This is a genomic window from Burkholderia sp. AW33-5 (assembly GCF_053427615.1).
On record NZ_JBSAXA010000025.1, the window covers coordinates 59,992 to 78,939 of the forward strand.

At 66.0% G+C, this 18,948-nt stretch carries 17 protein-coding genes and 4 tRNA genes; 16 read left to right on the forward strand and 5 right to left on the reverse strand.

Annotated elements, in window-relative coordinates:
* Positions 1-3: 3 nt before the first annotated feature.
* The 10 genes from ACV22V_RS27705 to nagZ all read left to right on the forward strand — a co-directional run bounded on the left by ACV22V_RS27705 (position 4) and on the right by nagZ (position 10,189).
* Complete coding sequence (locus ACV22V_RS27705; protein WP_448016087.1) at positions 4-1,509, forward strand: DegQ family serine endoprotease; 1,506 nt, start codon at positions 4-6, stop codon at positions 1,507-1,509.
* A 7-nt stretch (positions 1,510-1,516) separates the two neighbouring features.
* Entirely contained in the window at positions 1,517-1,753 is a 237-nt protein-coding gene (locus ACV22V_RS27710) for a glutaredoxin family protein (protein ID WP_223963164.1), read from the forward strand.
* Between the two features lie 217 nt (positions 1,754-1,970).
* On the forward strand, positions 1,971-3,764 hold the full coding sequence (gene lepA / locus ACV22V_RS27715; protein ID WP_021159691.1) for a translation elongation factor 4: 1,794 nt from the start codon (positions 1,971-1,973) through the stop codon (positions 3,762-3,764).
* A 16-nt stretch (positions 3,765-3,780) separates the two neighbouring features.
* Complete coding sequence (lepB, locus tag ACV22V_RS27720) at positions 3,781-4,674, forward strand: signal peptidase I (RefSeq protein ID WP_059447970.1); 894 nt, start codon at positions 3,781-3,783, stop codon at positions 4,672-4,674.
* A 153-nt stretch (positions 4,675-4,827) separates the two neighbouring features.
* Complete coding sequence (gene rnc, locus ACV22V_RS27725; protein ID WP_448016088.1) at positions 4,828-6,075, forward strand: ribonuclease III; 1,248 nt, start codon at positions 4,828-4,830, stop codon at positions 6,073-6,075.
* Positions 6,076-6,135: 60 nt separating this feature from the next.
* Complete coding sequence (gene era / locus ACV22V_RS27730) at positions 6,136-7,035, forward strand: GTPase Era (protein ID WP_059523712.1); 900 nt, start codon at positions 6,136-6,138, stop codon at positions 7,033-7,035.
* Positions 7,022-7,861 carry a DNA repair protein RecO gene (gene recO / locus ACV22V_RS27735; protein WP_014897645.1) on the forward strand — a complete coding sequence of 280 codons (840 nt, stop codon included), beginning with the start codon at positions 7,022-7,024 and terminating at the stop codon, positions 7,859-7,861. The genes era and recO overlap by 14 nt, the downstream gene beginning before the upstream one ends.
* Positions 7,858-8,634, forward strand: a complete 777-nt coding sequence (gene pdxJ / locus ACV22V_RS27740) for a pyridoxine 5'-phosphate synthase (RefSeq protein WP_448016089.1) — start codon at positions 7,858-7,860, stop codon at positions 8,632-8,634. The genes recO and pdxJ overlap by 4 nt, the downstream gene beginning before the upstream one ends.
* A 69-nt stretch (positions 8,635-8,703) precedes the next feature.
* On the forward strand, positions 8,704-9,144 hold the full coding sequence (acpS, locus tag ACV22V_RS27745) for a holo-ACP synthase (RefSeq protein ID WP_059691088.1): 441 nt from the start codon (positions 8,704-8,706) through the stop codon (positions 9,142-9,144).
* Positions 9,145-9,160: 16 nt separating this feature from the next.
* Complete coding sequence (gene nagZ, locus ACV22V_RS27750) at positions 9,161-10,189, forward strand: beta-N-acetylhexosaminidase (protein WP_448016090.1); 1,029 nt, start codon at positions 9,161-9,163, stop codon at positions 10,187-10,189.
* Between the two features lie 172 nt (positions 10,190-10,361).
* Here nagZ and ACV22V_RS27755 read toward each other — a convergent pair whose 3' ends face one another.
* The 3 genes from ACV22V_RS27755 to earP form a co-directional block, all read right to left on the reverse strand.
* Positions 10,362-11,747, reverse strand: a complete 1,386-nt coding sequence (locus ACV22V_RS27755) for a sigma-54-dependent transcriptional regulator (RefSeq protein WP_059523708.1) — start codon at positions 11,745-11,747, stop codon at positions 10,362-10,364.
* Positions 11,748-12,018: 271 nt separating this feature from the next.
* Positions 12,019-12,576, reverse strand: coding sequence for an elongation factor P (gene efp, locus ACV22V_RS27760; protein WP_034206788.1), 558 nt, complete (start codon positions 12,574-12,576; stop codon positions 12,019-12,021).
* Between the two features lie 138 nt (positions 12,577-12,714).
* Positions 12,715-13,902 carry an elongation factor P maturation arginine rhamnosyltransferase EarP gene (gene earP, locus ACV22V_RS27765; RefSeq protein ID WP_448016091.1) on the reverse strand — a complete coding sequence of 396 codons (1,188 nt, stop codon included), beginning with the start codon at positions 13,900-13,902 and terminating at the stop codon, positions 12,715-12,717.
* A gap of 76 nt (positions 13,903-13,978) precedes the next feature.
* Between earP and uvrC the strand changes: the two genes are divergently transcribed.
* The 6 genes from uvrC to ACV22V_RS27795 all read left to right on the forward strand — a co-directional run bounded on the left by uvrC (position 13,979) and on the right by ACV22V_RS27795 (position 17,346).
* The gene (gene uvrC / locus ACV22V_RS27770; protein WP_448016092.1) at positions 13,979-16,009 is read left to right on the forward strand and encodes an excinuclease ABC subunit UvrC; all 2,031 of its coding nucleotides are present in this window, start codon (positions 13,979-13,981) and stop codon (positions 16,007-16,009) included.
* A 99-nt stretch (positions 16,010-16,108) separates the two neighbouring features.
* Complete coding sequence (gene pgsA, locus ACV22V_RS27775; protein ID WP_006757520.1) at positions 16,109-16,696, forward strand: CDP-diacylglycerol--glycerol-3-phosphate 3-phosphatidyltransferase; 588 nt, start codon at positions 16,109-16,111, stop codon at positions 16,694-16,696.
* A gap of 144 nt (positions 16,697-16,840) precedes the next feature.
* Positions 16,841-16,916: transfer RNA gene (locus ACV22V_RS27780), tRNA-Gly, on the forward strand.
* A gap of 53 nt (positions 16,917-16,969) precedes the next feature.
* Positions 16,970-17,045, forward strand: a tRNA-Gly gene (locus ACV22V_RS27785).
* A 51-nt stretch (positions 17,046-17,096) separates the two neighbouring features.
* Positions 17,097-17,172 (forward strand) — tRNA-Gly (locus ACV22V_RS27790).
* Positions 17,173-17,272: 100 nt separating this feature from the next.
* Positions 17,273-17,346 (forward strand) — tRNA-Cys (locus tag ACV22V_RS27795).
* A 291-nt stretch (positions 17,347-17,637) separates the two neighbouring features.
* Here the strand turns inward: ACV22V_RS27795 and ACV22V_RS27800 are convergent.
* On the reverse strand, positions 17,638-18,186 hold the full coding sequence (locus tag ACV22V_RS27800) for an N-acetyltransferase family protein (RefSeq protein ID WP_448016093.1): 549 nt from the start codon (positions 18,184-18,186) through the stop codon (positions 17,638-17,640).
* On the reverse strand, positions 18,183-18,842 hold the full coding sequence (locus tag ACV22V_RS27805; RefSeq protein ID WP_448016094.1) for a helix-turn-helix domain-containing protein: 660 nt from the start codon (positions 18,840-18,842) through the stop codon (positions 18,183-18,185). The genes ACV22V_RS27800 and ACV22V_RS27805 overlap by 4 nt, the downstream gene beginning before the upstream one ends.
* Positions 18,843-18,948 lie beyond the last annotated feature (106 nt).

The window sequence follows — 18,948 nt, forward strand, 5'->3', positions numbered from 1 at the left end:
GACATGACGAAACTCACGCTGCGCAAAGTGCTCGCGGCGGCGGTGCTGTTTGCCTGCCTGCCGCTCGCCCCGCAAACCGCGGCCGCTGTCACGCCTCCAGCAGCCAGCCTTCCCGACTTCGCCGATCTGGTCGAGAAGGTCGGGCCGGCTGTCGTGAACATCCGGACCACCGCGAACGTGCCGACGCCCGGGCCACGTGGCGTGCTCCCGCCGGGCTTCGATAACGGCGACATGTCGGAATTCTTCCGGCGCTTCTTCGGCATTCCGCTGCCGCAGGCGCCCGGCAACGGTGGCGGCAACGGCAATGGCAGCCCGAAGAACGCGCCGGCGCCGGACAATCCGCCCGACACCGAGCAGAACCGCGGCGTCGGTTCGGGCTTCATCGTGTCGGCTGATGGCTACGTGATGACCAACGCGCACGTCGTCGACGACGCGGACACCATCTACGTGACGCTGACCGACAAGCGCGAATTCAAGGCGAAACTGGTTGGCGTCGACGACCGTACGGACGTCGCGGTCGTCAAGATCCAGGCGTCGAACTTGCCGGTCGTCGCGATCGGCGATTCGAACAAGGTGCGCGTCGGCGAGTGGGTCGTCGCGATCGGCTCGCCGTTCGGCCTCGACAACACCGTGACGGCCGGCATCGTGAGTTCGAAGAGCCGCAACACGGGCGATTACCTGCCGTTCATCCAGACCGACGTCGCGGTGAACCCCGGCAACTCGGGCGGCCCGCTGATCAACATGCAGGGCGAGGTGATCGGCATCAACTCGCAGATCTACAGCCGCACCGGTGGTTTCATGGGCATTTCGTTCGCGATCCCGATCGACGAGGCGATGCGCGTGGCAGACCAGCTGAAGGCGACCGGCAAGGTCACGCGCGGCCGCATTGCGGTGGCGATCGGCGAAGTGACGAAGGAGGTGGCCGATTCGATCGGGTTGCCGAAGGCGGAGGGCGCGCTCGTCAGCAGCGTCGAGCCGGGTGGTCCGGCCGACAAGGCGGGCATCCAGCCGGGTGACATCATCCTGAAGTTCAACAGCCGGTCGGTCGATACGGCGTCGGATCTGCCACGCATGGTCGGCGACACGAAGCCGGGCACCAAGGCGATCGTCAGCGTGTGGCGCAAGGGTCAGGCGCGTGATGTGCCGATCACGATCGCCGAGACGCCGGCGGAGACGACGGCGAAGGCCGAGCAGCGCAAGAATGTGCCGCAGAAGCCGCGCCCGGCCAATTCACTCGGCTTGACGGTCAGCGACCTTTCGGCTGACCAGCTGAAGTCGCTGAAGCTGAAGAACGGCGTGCAGATCGACGGCGTCGACGGCCCGGCGGCCCGGGCGGGCCTGCAGCGCGGCGACATCGTGCTGCGCGTCGGCGACACCGACATCACGAGCGCGAAGCAGTTCGCCGACGTGACCGCGCAGCTCGATCCGCAGAAGGCGGTCGCGGTGCTCGTGCGGCGCGGCGACAATACGCAGTTCGTGCCGGTGCGCCCGCGCCCGATCCAGAAGTAACGCACCGATGTTCACGCTCTACGGCCGCGGCTGGTGCCACCTGTGCGACGACATGCGTGATGCGCTGGCGCCGGTGGCGGCCGAATTCGGCGTTGCCGTCGACTACGTCGACATCGATGCCGATCCGGCACTCGTCGCCCGTTACGACGAGGACGTGCCGGTGCTGTTGCTGGACGGCACGGAAGTGTGCCGCCACCGGTTCGACGAGGCGAGGGTGCGCGGCGCGCTGACGACGCGGCGCTGAAACTGGCCCCGTCGCCGGCCGCGCTCTGCGCGGGGTGCCGGTGCGAGTCCGCCCGCCAAGGCCTCCGGCAGGCCGTCCTGACCGGGCGTCCGCGACCAGGCGTCCCAAATTACCGCCCGGCAAAGGCCTTTTCGGCTAAAATAAGCCGTTTTTTCACCGACTTACAAGGCGTGCTCCGCAGTCGTCGAGCGCGCCTTTTTCGCTTGATCGGCACTGAATGGATCATATTCGCAATTTCTCGATCATCGCGCACATCGACCATGGCAAGTCGACGCTCGCGGATCGCATCATCCAGGTATGCGGCGGCCTCGCCGACCGTGAAATGGAAGCGCAGGTGCTCGACTCGATGGATATCGAGCGCGAACGCGGCATCACGATCAAGGCGCAGACGGCGGCATTGTCCTATCGCGCCCGCGACGGCAAGGTCTACAACCTCAACCTGATCGATACGCCGGGGCACGTCGACTTCTCGTACGAAGTCAGCCGTTCGCTGTCCGCGTGCGAAGGTGCGCTGCTCGTGGTCGACGCCAGCCAGGGCGTCGAGGCGCAGACGGTCGCGAACTGCTACACGGCGATCGAGCTCGGCGTCGAGGTCGTGCCGGTGCTGAACAAGATCGACCTGCCGGCCGCGAACCCCGAGAACGCGATCGAGGAGATCGAGGACGTGATCGGCATCGACGCGACCGACGCGACGCGCTGCAGCGCGAAGACGGGGCTCGGCGTCGAGGACGTGCTCGAAGCGCTGATCGCGAAAGTGCCGCCGCCGAAGGGCGATCCGGCCGCGCCGCTGCAGGCGCTGATCATCGACTCGTGGTTCGACAACTACGTCGGCGTCGTGATGCTCGTGCGCATCGTCAACGGCACGCTGCGTCCGAAGGACAAGATCAAGATGATGGCGACCGGCGCGCAGTATCCGGTCGAGCACGTCGGCGTGTTCACGCCGAAGTCGCGCAATCTCGAATCGCTGTCGGCCGGGCAGGTCGGCTTCATCATCGCCGGCATCAAGGAACTGACCGCCGCGAAGGTCGGCGATACCGTCACGCACGCGACCAAGGCCGCCGCCGAGCCGCTGCCGGGCTTCAAGGAAGTGAAGCCGCAGGTGTTCGCGGGCCTCTATCCGGTCGAGGCGAACCAGTACGACGCGCTGCGCGAATCGCTCGAGAAACTGAAGCTCAACGATGCGTCGCTGCAGTACGAGCCGGAAGTGTCGCAGGCACTCGGTTTCGGTTTCCGCTGCGGCTTCCTCGGGTTGCTGCACATGGAAATTGTGCAGGAGCGGCTCGAGCGCGAGTTCGACATGGACCTCATCACGACCGCACCGACGGTCGTCTACGAGGTCGTGCAGAGCGACGGCTCGACGATCATGGTCGAGAACCCGGCGAAGATGCCGGAGCCCGGCCGCATCGCGGAAGTCCGCGAGCCGATCGTCACGGTGAACCTGTACATGCCGCAGGACTACGTCGGGTCCGTGATCACGCTGTGCGAGCAGAAGCGCGGCTCGCAGATCAACATGCAGTATCACGGCCGCCAGGTGCAGCTCACGTACGAAATCCCGATGGCCGAAATCGTGCTCGACTTCTTCGATCGCCTGAAGTCGGTGTCGCGCGGCTATGCATCGATGGACTACGAGTTCAAGGAATACCGTTCGTCGGACGTCGTGAAGGTCGACATGCTGATCAACGGCGACAAGGTCGATGCGCTGTCGATCATCGTGCACCGCTCGCAGTCGCAGTATCGCGGCCGTGAAGTGGCCGCGAAGATGCGCGAGATCATTCCGCGCCAGATGTACGACGTGGCGATCCAGGCGGCGATCGGTGCGCACATCGTCGCGCGCGAGAACATCAAGGCACTTCGCAAGAACGTGCTCGCGAAGTGCTACGGCGGCGACATCACGCGAAAGAAGAAACTGCTCGAGAAGCAGAAAGAAGGTAAGAAACGCATGAAGCAGGTGGGTTCGGTCGAGATCCCGCAGGAGGCGTTCCTCGCGATCTTGCGCGTCGAAGACAAATAACAGGACTGATCCTTTTATGAATTTTGCGCTGATTCTTTTTGTGCTCGTCGTCGTGACGGGCGTAGCGTGGGTGTTGGACAAACTGGTGTTCCTGCCGCGGCGACGCAAGGCGGCCGACGCGGCGATCGAGGAGTTCGATCGCCAGCAGTCGCGTATCGACAAGCGTTTTGCGGACGAAAACGCGGGGCAGACGCGTTCGAAGCTGCGTGACGAAAAACTGCGCCAGCCGTGGTGGCTTGAGTACACCGCAAGCTTCTTCCCGGTGATCCTGGCCGTGTTCGTCGTGCGTTCGTTCGTCGTCGAGCCGTTCAAGATCCCGTCGGGCTCGATGGTGCCGACGCTGCTGGTCGGCGACTTCATCCTCGTCAACAAGTTCGAATACGGCCTGCGCATGCCGATCACGAACACGAAGATCACGCAGGGCAGCCCGCTGTCGCGCGGCGACGTCGTCGTGTTCCGTTATCCGAAGGACGAGTCGGTCGACTACATCAAGCGCGTGATCGGCCTGCCGGGCGACACGGTCGCTTACCAGGACAAGCAACTGACGATCAACGGCCAGCCGGTGCCCGAAACGCCGCTGCCGGATTTCTTCGACGACGAGCGCCAGAACTACGCGAAGCAGTTCGAGGAGACGATCGGCACGAAGAAGAATGCGATCCTCAACAATCCCGCCGTGCCGCCGTTCGTGATGGGCGCCTACGATTATCCGTATCGCGACAACTGCACGTACAACAGCCGCGGCGTGATCTGCAAGGTGCCGCCGGGCCACTACTTCATGATGGGCGACAACCGCGACAACAGCGCGGACAGCCGCTACTGGGGTTTCGTGCCGGACAACAACATCGTCGGCCGCGCGTTCTTCATCTGGATGAACTTCGGCGACCTGAAGCGCATCGGTTCCTTCAACTGATCGCGTTCGACTCGCACGCAATACGCGACGCACGGGCCGCGTCGCGTATTGCCGAACTACTTTAAGAACCGGCGGTAACACCGCCTCGTCACGCCTTTTCGCGTCCGGCCGTGCCGTTTCGGCCCGACCGGCGCCCGCGTTATACTCCTGCACATGCCCCTATCCCAGTTGGAAAGCCGGCTGCGCTATGAATTTCGCAATGCGGAATTGTTGCGCCAGGCTTTGACCCATCGCAGTCACAGTGCCACGCACAACGAACGGCTCGAGTTTCTCGGCGATTCCGTTCTGAATTGCGCGGTGGCCGCCCTTTTGTTCCAGCGTTTCAGCAAGCTGGACGAAGGCGACCTGTCGCGCGTGCGCGCCAATCTCGTCAAGCAGCAGTCGCTCTACGAAATCGCTCAGGCCCTGAATATTTCGGAAGGGCTGCGGCTGGGCGAGGGCGAATTGCGCAGCGGCGGCTTCCGTCGCCCGTCGATCCTCGCGGACGCGTTCGAAGCCATCATCGGGGCGGTATTCCTCGATGGCGGCTTCGAAGCCGCCCAAGGGGTCATCAAGCGCCTCTATATCCCGATTCTCGACCACATCGACCCGCGCACGCTCGGCAAGGATGCGAAGACGCTGCTGCAGGAATACCTGCAGGGGCACAAGATCGCACTGCCGACCTATACGGTCGTCGCGACGCATGGTGCGGCGCACAATCAGCAGTTCGAGGTCGAATGCACGGTGCCGAAGCTCGACGTGAAGGTGTCGGGCTCCGGTGCGAGCCGGCGGGCGGCCGAGCAGGCTGCCGCGAAGAAGGCGCTCGACGAGGTGCTGGCGGCTGCGCCGATGCTGGCCGCGAAGCCGAAGCGTTCGAAGAACGCACGCGGTTCGAAGCACGTCGAGCCCGAAATCGTGCCGGGCGTGAAGGGCGTGCAGGAAGCGCTGGACCTGCGTTCGCCGGAACGGAAGGAGCGTGCGGCGGCGCGCGATGCGAAGGCGGCGGCTGCCGCGTCGGCAGCGACCGACGCCGGCGCGCACCCGACCGAGCGGCCGGCGCAGGCGCCGATGGCCGCGATTCGCGCGGCGCATGTGGAAACGGCCGCTGACAAGGCAGACCGGCCCACGAAGCCGACGGCCGACAAGCCTGCCGAGAAGGCGCCCGAGAAACCGTCGGATCGCAACGAAGCCGGCTCGCGCGCGGCGGACAAGCCCGCGGAAGCCGCACCCCGTGCAGCCGACAAGCAGGCCGGCCAGGCGTCCGATCCGGCCGCGTCGACCGACAAGCCTGCTGCCGGTTCCGACGCCGCGTCGCGTCCGGCGCCGCGCGCCCGCGACACCGCGGCGCCCGGTGCCGAGACGCCGCAGGGCGGCGCAAGCCTCGCTGCCGCGCAGGCGCGCGTGGCCGATGCCGACCACTGAATTGCCCCTCGATCGTGCCGCGCGCCGCGCGGCCGTTTCCGAACCTGTCTCCCAAACGATATGAACACTCCCGCTCCTACCGGTTTCCGTTGCGGCATGATCGCGATCGTGGGCCGCCCGAACGTCGGCAAGTCGACGTTGATGAACGCACTCGTCGGCCAGAAGATCAGCATCACGTCGCGCAAGGCGCAAACGACCCGCCATCGCATCACCGGCATCAACACGTTCGACGACGCGCAATTCGTGTTCGTCGACACGCCGGGCTTCCAGACCCGCCACAGCACCGCGCTGAACCGCTCGCTCAACCGCGCGGTCACGTCGACGCTCACGTCGGTCGACGTGATCCTGTTCGTGATCGAGGCCGGCCGCTTCGGGCCCGACGACCAGAAGGTGCTCGACCTGATCCCGCCCGGCATGCCGACGCTGCTGATCGCGAACAAGATCGACCGCGTGGCCGACAAGGCGACGCTGTTCCCGTTCATGCAGAAGGTGAGCGAGCTGCGCGAATTCACCGAACTCGTGCCGCTGTCGGCGCAGCGGCCGGAAGACATCAAGCGCCTGCTGGACACGATCAAGCCGTACCTGCCGGAAGGCGAGCCGATCTACGGCGAGGACGAACTGACCGACCGCAGCTCGCGCTTCCTCGCGGCCGAAATCCTGCGCGAGAAGGTGTTCCGCTGGACCGGCGACGAACTGCCATACACGAGCACCGTGCTGATCGACAAGTTCGAGGAGGAAGGGCGCCTGAAGCGTATCTTCGCGACGATCCTCGTCGAGCGCGATTCGCACAAGGCGATGGTGATCGGCAAGAAGGGCGAGAAGCTCAAGCAGATCAGCACCGAGGCGCGGATGGACATGGAGAAGCTGTTCGACGGCCCCGTGTATCTCGAGACCTTCGTGAAGGTGAAGAGCGGATGGGCCGACAACGAGGCGGGGCTGCGCGCCTATGGGTACGAATGACGCGCTGACGTCAACCGAAGACGCGGTGACCGCCGGCGCGAACGACGCGCCGTTGCCGGCACCGCCCGAACCGCCGCGTCGCAAGGCGCGGCGCGCGACGTCTCGCACGTCCGATTTCCGCGTCGCCGAGCAGCCGGCGTTCGTGCTGCACAGCTATCCGTACCGGGAAACGAGCCTGATCATCGACGTGCTCACGCGCGATCACGGCCGCCTCGCGCTCGTCGCGAAGGGCGCGAAGCGCCCGCACTCCGCGCTGCGCGGCGTGCTGCAGACGTTCCAGCCGCTGCTGCTGTCCTGGTCGGGCAAATCCGAAGTACGCACGCTGACCGGTGCCGAGTGGGTCGGCGGGATGCTGCCGCTCGGCGGCGACGGGCTGCTGTGCGGCTTCTACGCGAACGAGCTGCTCGTGAAATTCTGCGCGCGCGAGGATCCGCAGCCGCCGCTCTTCAATCATTACGTGCTCACCCTCACGCGCCTTGCGCACGGCGAACCCGCGGTGCAGGTGCTGCGTTCGTTCGAGCGCGTGCTGCTGCGCGAGACCGGCTATGCGATGGCGCTGAACCGCACGGTCGCGCGCCGTGCGGTCGAACCGGATCGCCGCTACGTGTTCGATCCCGAGCGCGGCGTGCGCAATGCGGACGACGACGTACCGTCGCACTGGCCGGTGATTACCGGACAGACGTTGCTCGACATGGAGCAGGACGATTACCATCGAGCCCAGACGGTCGCGCAAAGCAAGACGCTGATGCGCTTCCTGCTGAATACCTATCTCGGCGGTACGCCGCTTGCCACGCGTCAGATCCTGATCGACCTGCAAAACCTATGAGTTTCTTCCTGACAACGCCCACCGCCATCGACCTCGGCGTGAATATCGACCACGTCGCGACGCTGCGCAACGCGCGCGGCACGACCTATCCCGATCCGATCCGCGCGGCGCTCGCCGCCGAAGAGGCCGGTGCCGACGCGATCACGCTGCACCTGCGCGAGGACCGCCGCCACATCGTCGACGCCGACGTGCGCAAGCTGCGCCCGCTGCTGAACACGCGGATGAACCTCGAATGCGCGGTGACGGCCGAGATGCTCGATATCGCATGCGAAGTGCGTCCGCACGACGCGTGCCTCGTGCCGGAGAAGCGCGAGGAACTGACGACCGAAGGCGGTCTCGACGTTGCCGGCCGCTTCGAGGCCGTGCGTGCGGCATGCAGGCAGCTCGCCGACGCCGGCGTGCGCGTGTCGCTGTTCATCGATCCGGACGAGACGCAGATCCGCGCCGCGCATGAAGCCGGCGCACCGGTGGTCGAGCTGCATACCGGCCGCTACGCCGATGCGCACGATGAAGCCGAGCAGCAGCGCGAATACGAGCGCATCGTCGCGGGCGTACAGGCCGGCGCGCAACTGGGCCTCAAGGTCAACGCCGGCCACGGCCTGCATTACACGAACGTGCAGCAGATCGCCGCGATCGACGGCATCGTCGAACTGAACATCGGCCACGCGATCGTCGCGCACGCGATCTTCGCCGGCTGGGACAACGCGGTGCGCGAGATGAAGGCGATCATGGTCGCCGCACGGGTCGCCGCGCTGCACGGCGGCGCGTGCTGACGATGCGTTGCGTGCGTGCGCGCTTCGCTCGTCGCCCGGCATCGTCCGCGCATCACGGCGGGCGCTGAGATGGCGATCTACGGCATCGGCACCGACATCGTCCAGGTGAGCCGCATCGCGGCCGTGCTCGAGCGCACGGGCGGCCGGTTCGCCGAGAAGGTGCTCGGCCCCGACGAGTTGCGCGTGTTCCATGCGCGCCGTGCGCGCTCGGAGGCGCGCGGCATCGCTTTTCTCGCGACACGCTTTTCCGCGAAGGAAGCGTTCTCGAAGGCGATCGGGCTCGGCATGCACTGGCCGATGACGTGGCGCGCGCTGCAGACCCTCAACCAGCGCAGCGGCGAACCGTACGTCGTCGCGTCGGGCGAGCTGGCCGACTGGCTCGCCGCGCGCGGCATCACGGCGCGTGTGACGGTCAGCGACGAACGCGACTACGCGGTGTCATTCGTGGTCGCCGAGGCCGATGCCGCGCCACCGCCTGCACCCGCACCTGTTTCCCGAACCACTCCCTGACGGACTTCCCGATTCGATGAAAACGACTCCCGGCCCGGTCATGCTCGACGTCGTCGGCACGGCCCTGTCGCGCGACGACGCGCGGCGCCTTGCGCATCCGAACACCGGCGGCGTGATCCTGTTCGCACGGCATTTCCAGAACCGCGCGCAGCTGACCGCGCTGACCGATTCGATTCGTGCAGTGCGCGAGGACATCCTGATCGCCGTCGATCATGAAGGCGGCCGCGTGCAGCGGTTCCGCACCGACGGCTTCACCGTGCTGCCGGCGATGCGCCGCCTCGGCGAGCTGTGGGACCGCGACGTGCTGCTCGCGACGAAGGTCGCGACGGCGGTCGGCTACATCCTGGCCGCCGAGCTGCGCGCATGCGGGATCGACATGAGCTTCACGCCGGTGCTCGATCTCGACTACGGGCATTCGAAGGTGATCGGCGATCGCGCGTTTCATCGCGACCCGCGCGTCGTCACGCTGCTCGCGAAGAGCCTGAACCACGGGCTGTCGCTCGCGGGCATGGCGAACTGCGGCAAGCATTTCCCGGGGCACGGCTTCGCGGAAGCCGATTCGCACGTCGCGCTGCCGACCGACGACCGGCCGCTCGATGCGATCCTCAAGCAGGACGTCGCCCCGTACGACTGGCTTGGCCTGTCGCTGTCCGCGGTGATCCCCGCGCACGTGATCTACACGCAGGTCGACAAGCGGCCCGCGGGTTTCTCGCGCGTGTGGCTGCAGGACATCCTGCGCGGGCAGCTCGGCTTTACGGGCGCGATCTTCAGCGACGACCTGTCGATGGAGGCGGCACGCGAAGGCGGCACGCTCACACAGGCGGCCGACGCGGCGCTCGACGCCGGCTGCGACATGGTGCTCGTCTGCAACCAGCCGGACGCGGCCGAAGTCGTGCTGAACGGGCTGAAGGCGCAGGCGTCGGCCGAGTCGGTGCGGCGCATCAAGCGGATGCGGGCGCGCGGCAAGCCGCTCAAGTGGGACAAGCTGATCGCGCAACCCGAGTATCTGCGGGCGCAGGCGCTGCTCGGCAGCGCGCTGGCGTAAGCGGAGAAGGGCGGCGCGATGTCGCCTTTCCCGTTATCGTTGTCGAAAGCAAAAAGCCGCGCACAAGCGCGGCTTTTTGCTGTTCCACCGACACGGGGCGAGGTGCAAGGCGACATGGTCTCGTGCAACTAACCGTCAACCCCCGCCAGCGCCCCGAACAACTGCGGCGCGGTCAGTTGACCTTCATCCGCTGCAGCTTGTTGTACAGCGTCTTCGGGCTGATGCCGAGCAGCGTCGCCGCGCGATGGCGCGTGCCGCCGACGGCGTCGAGCGTCGCGCGGATCAGCAGGTCCTCGACGTCGGACAGCGGGGTGCCGACCTTGATCTGCACGCTGCTGCCGTTCAGCGCGGCGCCGGCCGCGAAGCTCGCTTCGCCCGCGCGCAGCGTTTCGATGAAATCGCCGGACGCGTCATAGGCGAAACGCACGCGCTCCTGCAATTCGCGCACGTTGCCGGGCCATTCGTAGGACAGGCATTCGCGCACGAAGCCCGGTGCCGCGCGCTTGTCGGTCGTGCTGCGGCCGGTGGCGCGCGCTTCGCGGTTGAGTTCGTCGATCAGCGCGTCCGCGATGGCGAGTGCATCGCCGTCGCGCTCGCGCAGCGGCGGCATCGTGATCGATGCCGCGTCGAGACGCAGCCACAGATCCTCGCGCAGCGTGCCGTTCGCGACCGCCTCGCGGGCCGGGCGGCGCGTGGTCGCGATCAGCCGGAAGTCGCTCGCGATCGAGCTCGTGCCGCCGATCCGCATGAAGTTCTGCGAGTCGAGCGCATGCAGCAGCGCCTCCTGCAGCACGAGCGGCAGTGCGGTGATCTCGTCGAGGAACAGCGTGCCGCCGCCCGCTTGTTCGAACAGGCCCGATTCGCGCCGCTCGGCGCCGTCGAACGCGCCGCGTTCATGGCCGAACAGCACGCTGTCGAGCGACGCGCCGTGACGCCCCGCATGCGCGATCGTGCGGCAGTCGAACGACACGAACGGCCCCTTGCGGCGCCGGCTCAGGTCGTGAAGCGTGCGCGCGGCCAGCTTCTTGCCGGTGCCGGCTTCGCCCGTGAACAGCACGGCCGTTTCGGTGCCGGCGTTGTGCTCGATCATGTCGTACACGTGCTGCATCGCCTCGCTGCGGCCCACCAGCGCGCCGAAACGGCCCAGGTGGCGCAGCGACGCGCGCAGCGTCCGCACTTCGTCGATCAGTTCGTAGGGACGCGGAATCCGGGCCAGCAGGCTGCGCAGGCGCGGAATGTTGATCGGCTTCAGCAGGTAATCCCAGATGCCGTGACGCAGGCCTTCGATCGCGCTCTCGACCGTTGCGTTGCCCGTCAACACGATCACCGGCAGCGAGCCGTTCGGCTGCTGCTGCGGCAGATGCTGGAGCAGGTCGAATCCGCTGCCGTCCGGCAGGTTCAGGTCGACCAGGACGACATCGGGAATCGAGCGGCCGAGCGCCGTGCGTGCCTCGGCGAGCGACGTGGCCGTGTCGACCGAGAAGCCGTCCGCGGCGAGCAGTGCGGTCAGGCCGGACAGACTGTTGGGATCGTCTTCGACAATCAGGGCGTGTGGCATGGTGGACGCGAGTCGAGTCAAGAGAGGCGGGCTGTCGGCCATCGAGCCGGCCGCAGCCGCATGTCAGATTAAAAACTGATTTTATGCCCCGCTGAACACCTGACGTGCATTATTTCTTTGTCGCTATAAAACAGTTACCGATGATACAAATTGAATACCTTTAGTGCTGGATTTTGTGTTGCCCATGGTGCGGACGCATCGGTGCTGTTGGCGGCAGACAAACAAAAAGCGCCCCGAAGGGCGCTTTGTTCGATCCGGAAATCGCGGGCGATTACGCGCGGCTGCGATATTCGTTCGTGCGCGTATCGATTTCGATCTTGTCGCCGGTGTTGCAGAACAGCGGCACTTGCAGTTCGAAGCCCGTTGCGAGCTTGGCGTTCTTCAGCACCTTGCCCGACGACGTGTCGCCCTTGACGGCCGGTTCCGTGTAGGTGATCTCGCGAACCAGGATCGTCGGCAGTTCGACCGAGATCGCCTTCTCGTTGTAGAACACGACTTCGCACGCCATGCCGTCTTCGAGGTAGTTCAGCGCTTCGCCCATCATTTCCGCTTCGACTTCGTACTGGTTGTAGTCGGCGTCCATGAACACGTACATCGGATCGGCGAAGTACGAATACGTCACTTCCTTGCGGTCGAGCACGACTACGTCGAACTTGTCGTCAGCCTTGTAGACCGATTCCTGGCCTGCGTTCGTCAGCAGGTTCTTCATCTTCATCTTGACGACGGCGGCGTTACGGCCCGACTTGTTGTATTCCGTCTTTGCGATGACCCATGCGTCGCTGCCGATCTGCACGACGTTGCCTACGCGGAGTTCCTGTGCGGTCTTCATAAAAAACTGTCCTGATCCAATCAAATAAATAGGTGCCTGAGCGTTGCACAACGGCTGACGGCGCAAGCGGGGGGCGTTCCGGTGGGTGCCAAGAGCCCCAAACGCGAGCGCTTGCGTGGTCAGCCGTCGGATAACCGCTTATTTTAACTGAGATTTTGCGTATTCCGCCAGCTTTCCGGCGAGATCGCCGACGCCCGCCAGCGCGTCGGCCCAGCATGCCGCGTTGGTGTCCAGCGCGGCACGATGTTGCAGCAAATCGGCCCAATCGGGCGTGCCGCCACCGTTCCATGCGTGCCAGAAGCGCTCGAGCGCCGCGCGCGGCGCGTCGGCGAGGCCGGCCGACAGGTGCGCGAGCGCGGCGTCGAGCTTCGGCAGGTGCGCGTCGTCGGCCTGCGGATAGATGTGCCACACGAACGGCTTGCGCGCCCATTGCGCGCGGACGAACGAGTCCTCGCCGCGCACGAAGTTGATGTCGGCCGCCCATAGCAGCGGGTCATAGTCGGCCTGCGGGACGAACGCGAGCCCGTAAGCGGTCAGGTTGCCGACGGTCGCGCGCGCGCCGGCGCCGAACGATTCGACCCCGAAGAAACGGGCGACGGCCGGCGATATGCGGCCGACGGGCACGAGCGCGACGACGGGCGACGGGCCGTCGCGCCACTGCGCGAGCAGCGCGTCGACGGCCGGATTTTCATAGGCGAAGAGGCTGACGACGGTCGTGCCCGGCGCCGGCGGCGCGTCGCCGGTCGCCTGCCGCCACCAGGCGGCGCGCGCTGCCGCGTCGGCTTCGAAGGCCGTGCGGCGCGCGTCGAGGTCGCGTTCCTTCAGCACGCCGCCCGTGCCGGCCGACAAACCCGGGAAGAAGAACGTCTTCAGCAGCGGGTAGCGCGGATGCGGCGATGGCCGCAAATGGAAATCCGCGACCCAGTCCTCGGCGCTTAGGTATTCGAGATTGATCCACACGGGGCGGCGCGCGCGGCGCGCCATCGCCGCGAGATACGCGCCGGGCAGCTCGCACGCGAACGCCTCGATCACGACGTCGGCGATCTCCAGCGCATCGCCGACTTCCGCATGCCAGTGTTCGATCACGATGCCGTCGAGCGTCTGCCGCCCGGCATCGGGATCGACCCCCGGCAGCAGCCGCGCGAACGTGCGCAGATCGTCGATGAAGAGCCGCACCTGCCAGCCATGTTCGTGTGCGAGCTGGCGCGCGAGGCGCCAGCACACGCCGATGTCGCCGAAGTTGTCGATCACGGTGCAGAAGAGGTCGCACGCGATCGGTTCGTCGGGTGCGAGCGGCGCAGGGGAGGCGGGGGCGGTGCGGGGCATCGAAGCGGGCCGGTGAATGCTCTAAACTGGCGATTCTAATGGACCCGTTCCGCGCCACAAGGCACCCGGATCACGCATGACATCCCCAGAAGCCGCCGACATCCCGTTCGAACCCAAGAAGATCCTCGCGCAGTTGCCGCACATGCCGGGCGTCTACCGCTACTACGACACGGCGGGCGCCGTGCTTTACGTCGGCAAGGCGCGCGACCTGAAGAAGCGCGTATCGAGCTATTTCACGAAGACGCAGCTGTCGCCGCGCATCGCGATGATGGTCACGCGCATCGCGCGCATCGAGACGACCGTCACACGCTCGGAGGCCGAGGCGCTGCTGCTCGAGAACAACCTGATCAAGGCGCTTACGCCGCGCTACAACATCCTGTTTCGCGACGACAAGTCGTATCCGTACCTGAAACTCACCGCGCACCGCTTTCCGCGCATGGCGTACTACCGCGGCTCGGTCGACAAGCAGAACCAGTATTTCGGGCCGTTCCCGAGCGCATGGGCCGTGCGCGAGAGCATCCAGATCCTGCAGCGCGTGTTCCAGCTGCGCACCTGCGAGGATTCGGTCTTCAACAACCGCACGCGGCCATGCCTGCTGCATCAGATCGGGCGCTGCACGGCGCCGTGCGTCGGCGCGATTTCCGAGGACGATTACGCGATCGACGTGTCGAATGCCGCGCGGTTTCTGCTCGGCCGGCAGTCGGAAGTGATGAAGGAGCTCGAGCAGAAGATGCACGCGTTCGCCGCCGACCTGAAGTTCGAGCAGGCGGCCGCCGTGCGCAACCAAATGAGCTCGCTCGCGACGGTGCTGCACCAGCAGGCGATCGAAGTCGGCAGCGACAGCGACGTCGACATCCTGGCGGTCGTCGCGCAGGGCGGGCGCGTGTGCGTGAACCTGGCGATGGTGCGCGGCGGCCGGCATCTCGGCGACAAGGCCTATTTCCCGACGCACGTCGAAAGTGCGCTGACGCTTGCCGAAGGCGGGCTCGGCGACGAAGCCGAGGCGGCGGACGCTGCCGACGAAACCGCCGCGGCATTGCCCGACGGGCCTGCGGAAGATGCTGCCGCCGCGCGCGACGCGGGGGCGTCGGTGGAGGCCGAGGTGCTCGATGCGTTCATCGCGCAGCATTATCTCGGCAACCGCGTGCCGCCCGTGCTGGTCGTGAGCCACGCGCCCGCGAGCCGCGACCTGCTCGAACTGCTGTCCGAGCAGGCCGGTCACAAGGTCTCGCTGGTGCGGCAGCCGCAGGGGCAGCGGCGCGCGTGGCTGTCGATGGCCGAGCAGAACGCGCAGATCGCGCTCGCACGTTTGCTGTCCGAGCAGGGCTCGCAGCAGGCGCGCACGCGCGCGCTCGCGGAGACGCTCAGCTTCGAAGGCGACGATCTTGCAACGCTGCGGATCGAATGTTTCGACATCAGCCACACGATGGGCGAGGCGACGCAGGCGTCGTGCGTCGTCTATCACCATCACAAGATGCAGTCGGGCGAGTACCGTCGCTACAACATCACCGGCATCACGCCGGGCGACGATTACGCGGCCATGCGGCAGGTGCTGACGCGTCGCTACGAGAAGATGGTCGAGCAGGCCGCGCAGGCGGCGTCCGCCGACGACGAGGCCGGCATCGACGGCGAATCGACGCGCAAGGCCGAGGCATCGAGCCTGCTGCCGAACATCGTGCTGATCGACGGCGGCAAAGGGCAGGTCGAGATCGCGCGACAGGTGTTCACCGAGCTCGGGCTCGACACGTCGATGCTGGTTGGTGTCGCGAAGGGCGAAGGGCGCAAGGTGGGCCTCGAGACGCTCGTGTTCGCGGACGGCCGCGCGCCGCTCGAACTCGGCAAGGAGAGCGCCGCGCTGATGCTCGTCGCACAGATCCGCGACGAGGCGCACCGTTTTGCGATCACCGGGATGCGCGCGAAGCGGGCGAAGGCGCGCCAGACCTCGCGGCTCGAGGAGCTCGAAGGGGTCGGTGCGAAACGCCGGCAGCGACTGCTCGCGCGGTTCGGCGGGCTGCGCGGCGTGGTGGCTGCGAGCGTCGAGGAACTGGCGAGCGTCGACGGCATCTCGCACGCACTCGCCGAGCAGATCTACAAGCAGCTTCACTGAAGCGGCCGTGCGGCCGGCGGCCCCAGCGCGCGATCTCGCGTTCTTGTGGCAGGCCGGTCGACACGGCACAATTGCGAATCCTTTACTGACCCGCATGCCATGCCGTTCAATTTCCCGATTTTCCTGACGTGGGTACGGATCGTGTTGATCCCGCTCGTCGTCGGCGTGTTCTATCTGCCGGACACGGTGATGGGCGGCGCGCACCGCAACCTCGCGGCGGCGGCGATCTTCATCCTCGCCGCGTTGACCGACTGGTTCGACGGGTTTCTCGCCCGCAAGTGGAACCAGACGTCGTCGTTCGGCGCGTTCCTCGATCCGGTCGCGGACAAGCTGATGGTGACGGCCGCGCTGCTGATCCTCGTGCAGATTTCGCGGGTCGATGCGGCGATCGCGCTCGTGATCGTCGGCCGCGAGATCGCGATCTCGGCGCTGCGCGAATGGATGGCACAGATCGGTGCGTCGAAGAGCGTCGCGGTGAACCAGCTCGGCAAGTTCAAGACCGCGTGCCAGATGGTCGCGATCCCGATGCTGCTGTACTACGGCCCGCTGCCGCTCGGCATCGCGACGATCGACACGCGCGTGTGGGGCGAGTGGCTGATGTACCTCGCGGCGGTGCTGACGATCTGGTCGATGCTGTACTACATGAAGCTTGCATGGCCGCAGATTCGCGAGCGCGGCGGCGCGTGACCGGCCCCGCACGGGCGGTTGCGCAGGTTTTTGGAAAAAGGGTTGGAAAAGCCCTTGACACACGAATGTGCCTTCGACATAATCTCGCTTCTCCGCTGCACGACGAAGTAAGTGTGTGACGGGGAAGCAGTAGCGCAGCAATACGCGGGAGTAGCTCAGTTGGTAGAGCGCAACCTTGCCAAGGTTGAGGTCGCGAGTTCGAGACTCGTCTCCCGCTCCAGATTTTTTCTGGCAGCGTGTTGTACGGAAAAGCGCTGCAGATGCAGGACACATGCGGGAGTAGCTCAGTTGGTAGAGCGCAACCTTGCCAAGGTTGAGGTCGCGAGTTCGAGACTCGTCTCCCGCTCCAGATTTTTCTGGCAGCGTGTTGTACGGCAAAGCGCTGCAGGTGCAGGACAATGCGGGAGTAGCTCAGTTGGTAGAGCGCAACCTTGCCAAGGTTGAGGTCGCGAGTTCGAGACTCGTCTCCCGCTCCAAGTAATGGGGAAGCCACGCTTCCCTTTTTATTTGATGGACTGATGGTCCTTGAATAAAAATCTGTCGCTTGCCTCCACGGCATACGGACAGTCCGCTTTTGGCGCGATAGCAAAGCGGTTATGCAGCGGCCTGCAAAGCCGTTTAGGCCGGTTCGACTCCGGCTCGCGCCTCCAGGTAAGAAAAGATAAAGCCCCGCTTCGGCGGGGCTTTTCTTTTTTCCGCGTGTCATTCACGCATCTATTCAACCCGATACGGTCAGCGTCACTCACTCGCACTTCGACATGCGCTTGGCGTCGAAGTCGTAAATCGCGAGCAGATGCTAGCCCTTGCCGTTCAGGATCGGCAGTGTGATCGTCCACCGACCGACACCTGTTTGCGGATTTCCGATTCGAGATCCGACGGCGTGTCGATGCCGTTCTCCGGCACGCGTCACCATGAGCGTGCCGAACATTCGGCGATGTCGGTCAGCCGTCGACCGGCCGTGCCGGCGTGTCGAGCCTCAACTGATAGAACGCCGCATCGAGCCAGCGGCCGAACTTGAAGCCCGCTTCGGTGATCGTGCCCGAGTGCACGAAGCCGAGCCGCGTATGCAGCGCGACGCTGCCGCCGTTGGTCGCGTCGATGCAGCCGACCAGCAAATGCACGTCGGCCTCGCGCGCACGCCGGATCAACTCGCGCAGCAGCAACTCGCCGAGCCCGCGGCCGCGATGGTCGCGGTGGACGTAGACGCTGTGCTCGACCGTGTACTTGAACGCCGGGAACGCGCGGAACGTACCCCAGCTCGCGAAGCCGACCAGCGTGCCCGATTCGTCGACCGCGCCGACGACCGGAAACCCGCCGGCGCGCTTCGTCGCGAACCACGTGGCCATCGCTTCCGGCGGGCGAGGCCGGTAGTCGTACAGCGCGGTGGAGTTCACGATCGCGTCGTTCAGGATCTCGAGAATGGCCGCGGCATGCTCGGCCTCGCTGCAATCGATCAGGCGCACGTCGCCGCGCGGTGTCGGGGAATTCATACGGGCTCCTGCGCCTGTCGGCCTTGAACGGATGACACATTCCGCGCGCCGACGGCGGCGGGGGCATCGCAGATCGCGACGACATAGCGCGCGACGTGCGACGACGGGTTGCTGAAAACCAGCGGCTGATCGACGCGCATGGCCAGACAGTCGCCTTCGTGCAGTTCGTGAAGCAGGTCGCCGAACGTGACGTCGACGCGCCCGCGGACGACCCACACCTGTTGATGCAGCGCGCTTTCGCGCCCGCCGGAGTCGTACGCGACGCGCGCGCCGGGCGGGAAATCGATCTCGACGAGCTGGATCGGCGACGGCCAGCCGGGCGGCGACAGATTGCGCCGCACGTACCCGGACGCCGGATCGCGCCATTCCGCCTGCTGTGCGCGCCGCACCAGCGGCTGCGCGGGTGCGTCGTCGCGATCGCCGGCGAACAGCCCGGCCAGCGACACGCCGAGACCGGCCGCGAGCTTGTCGAGCACGACGGCCGTCGGGCTCGCCGACGCACGCTCGATGAGCGAGATCATCGAACGGCTGACGCCGGAACGCGCAGCGAGCGCATCGAGCGTGTAGCCTCGTAGCGTGCGCAGGTCGCGCACGCGCCGGGCGATGCGTTCGTTGATGCCGGTGTCGTCGGCGGGGGGGGCGGTTGATTCTTGCATGATGGATTGATTTTCCAGCAAGCTGGAATTCGATGTCAACGGAATTGCCGCTGTCCCGGATCGAGGATTCGCTGTCGGCCAGGCGCTTGCCCGGCGATCGGAGCGA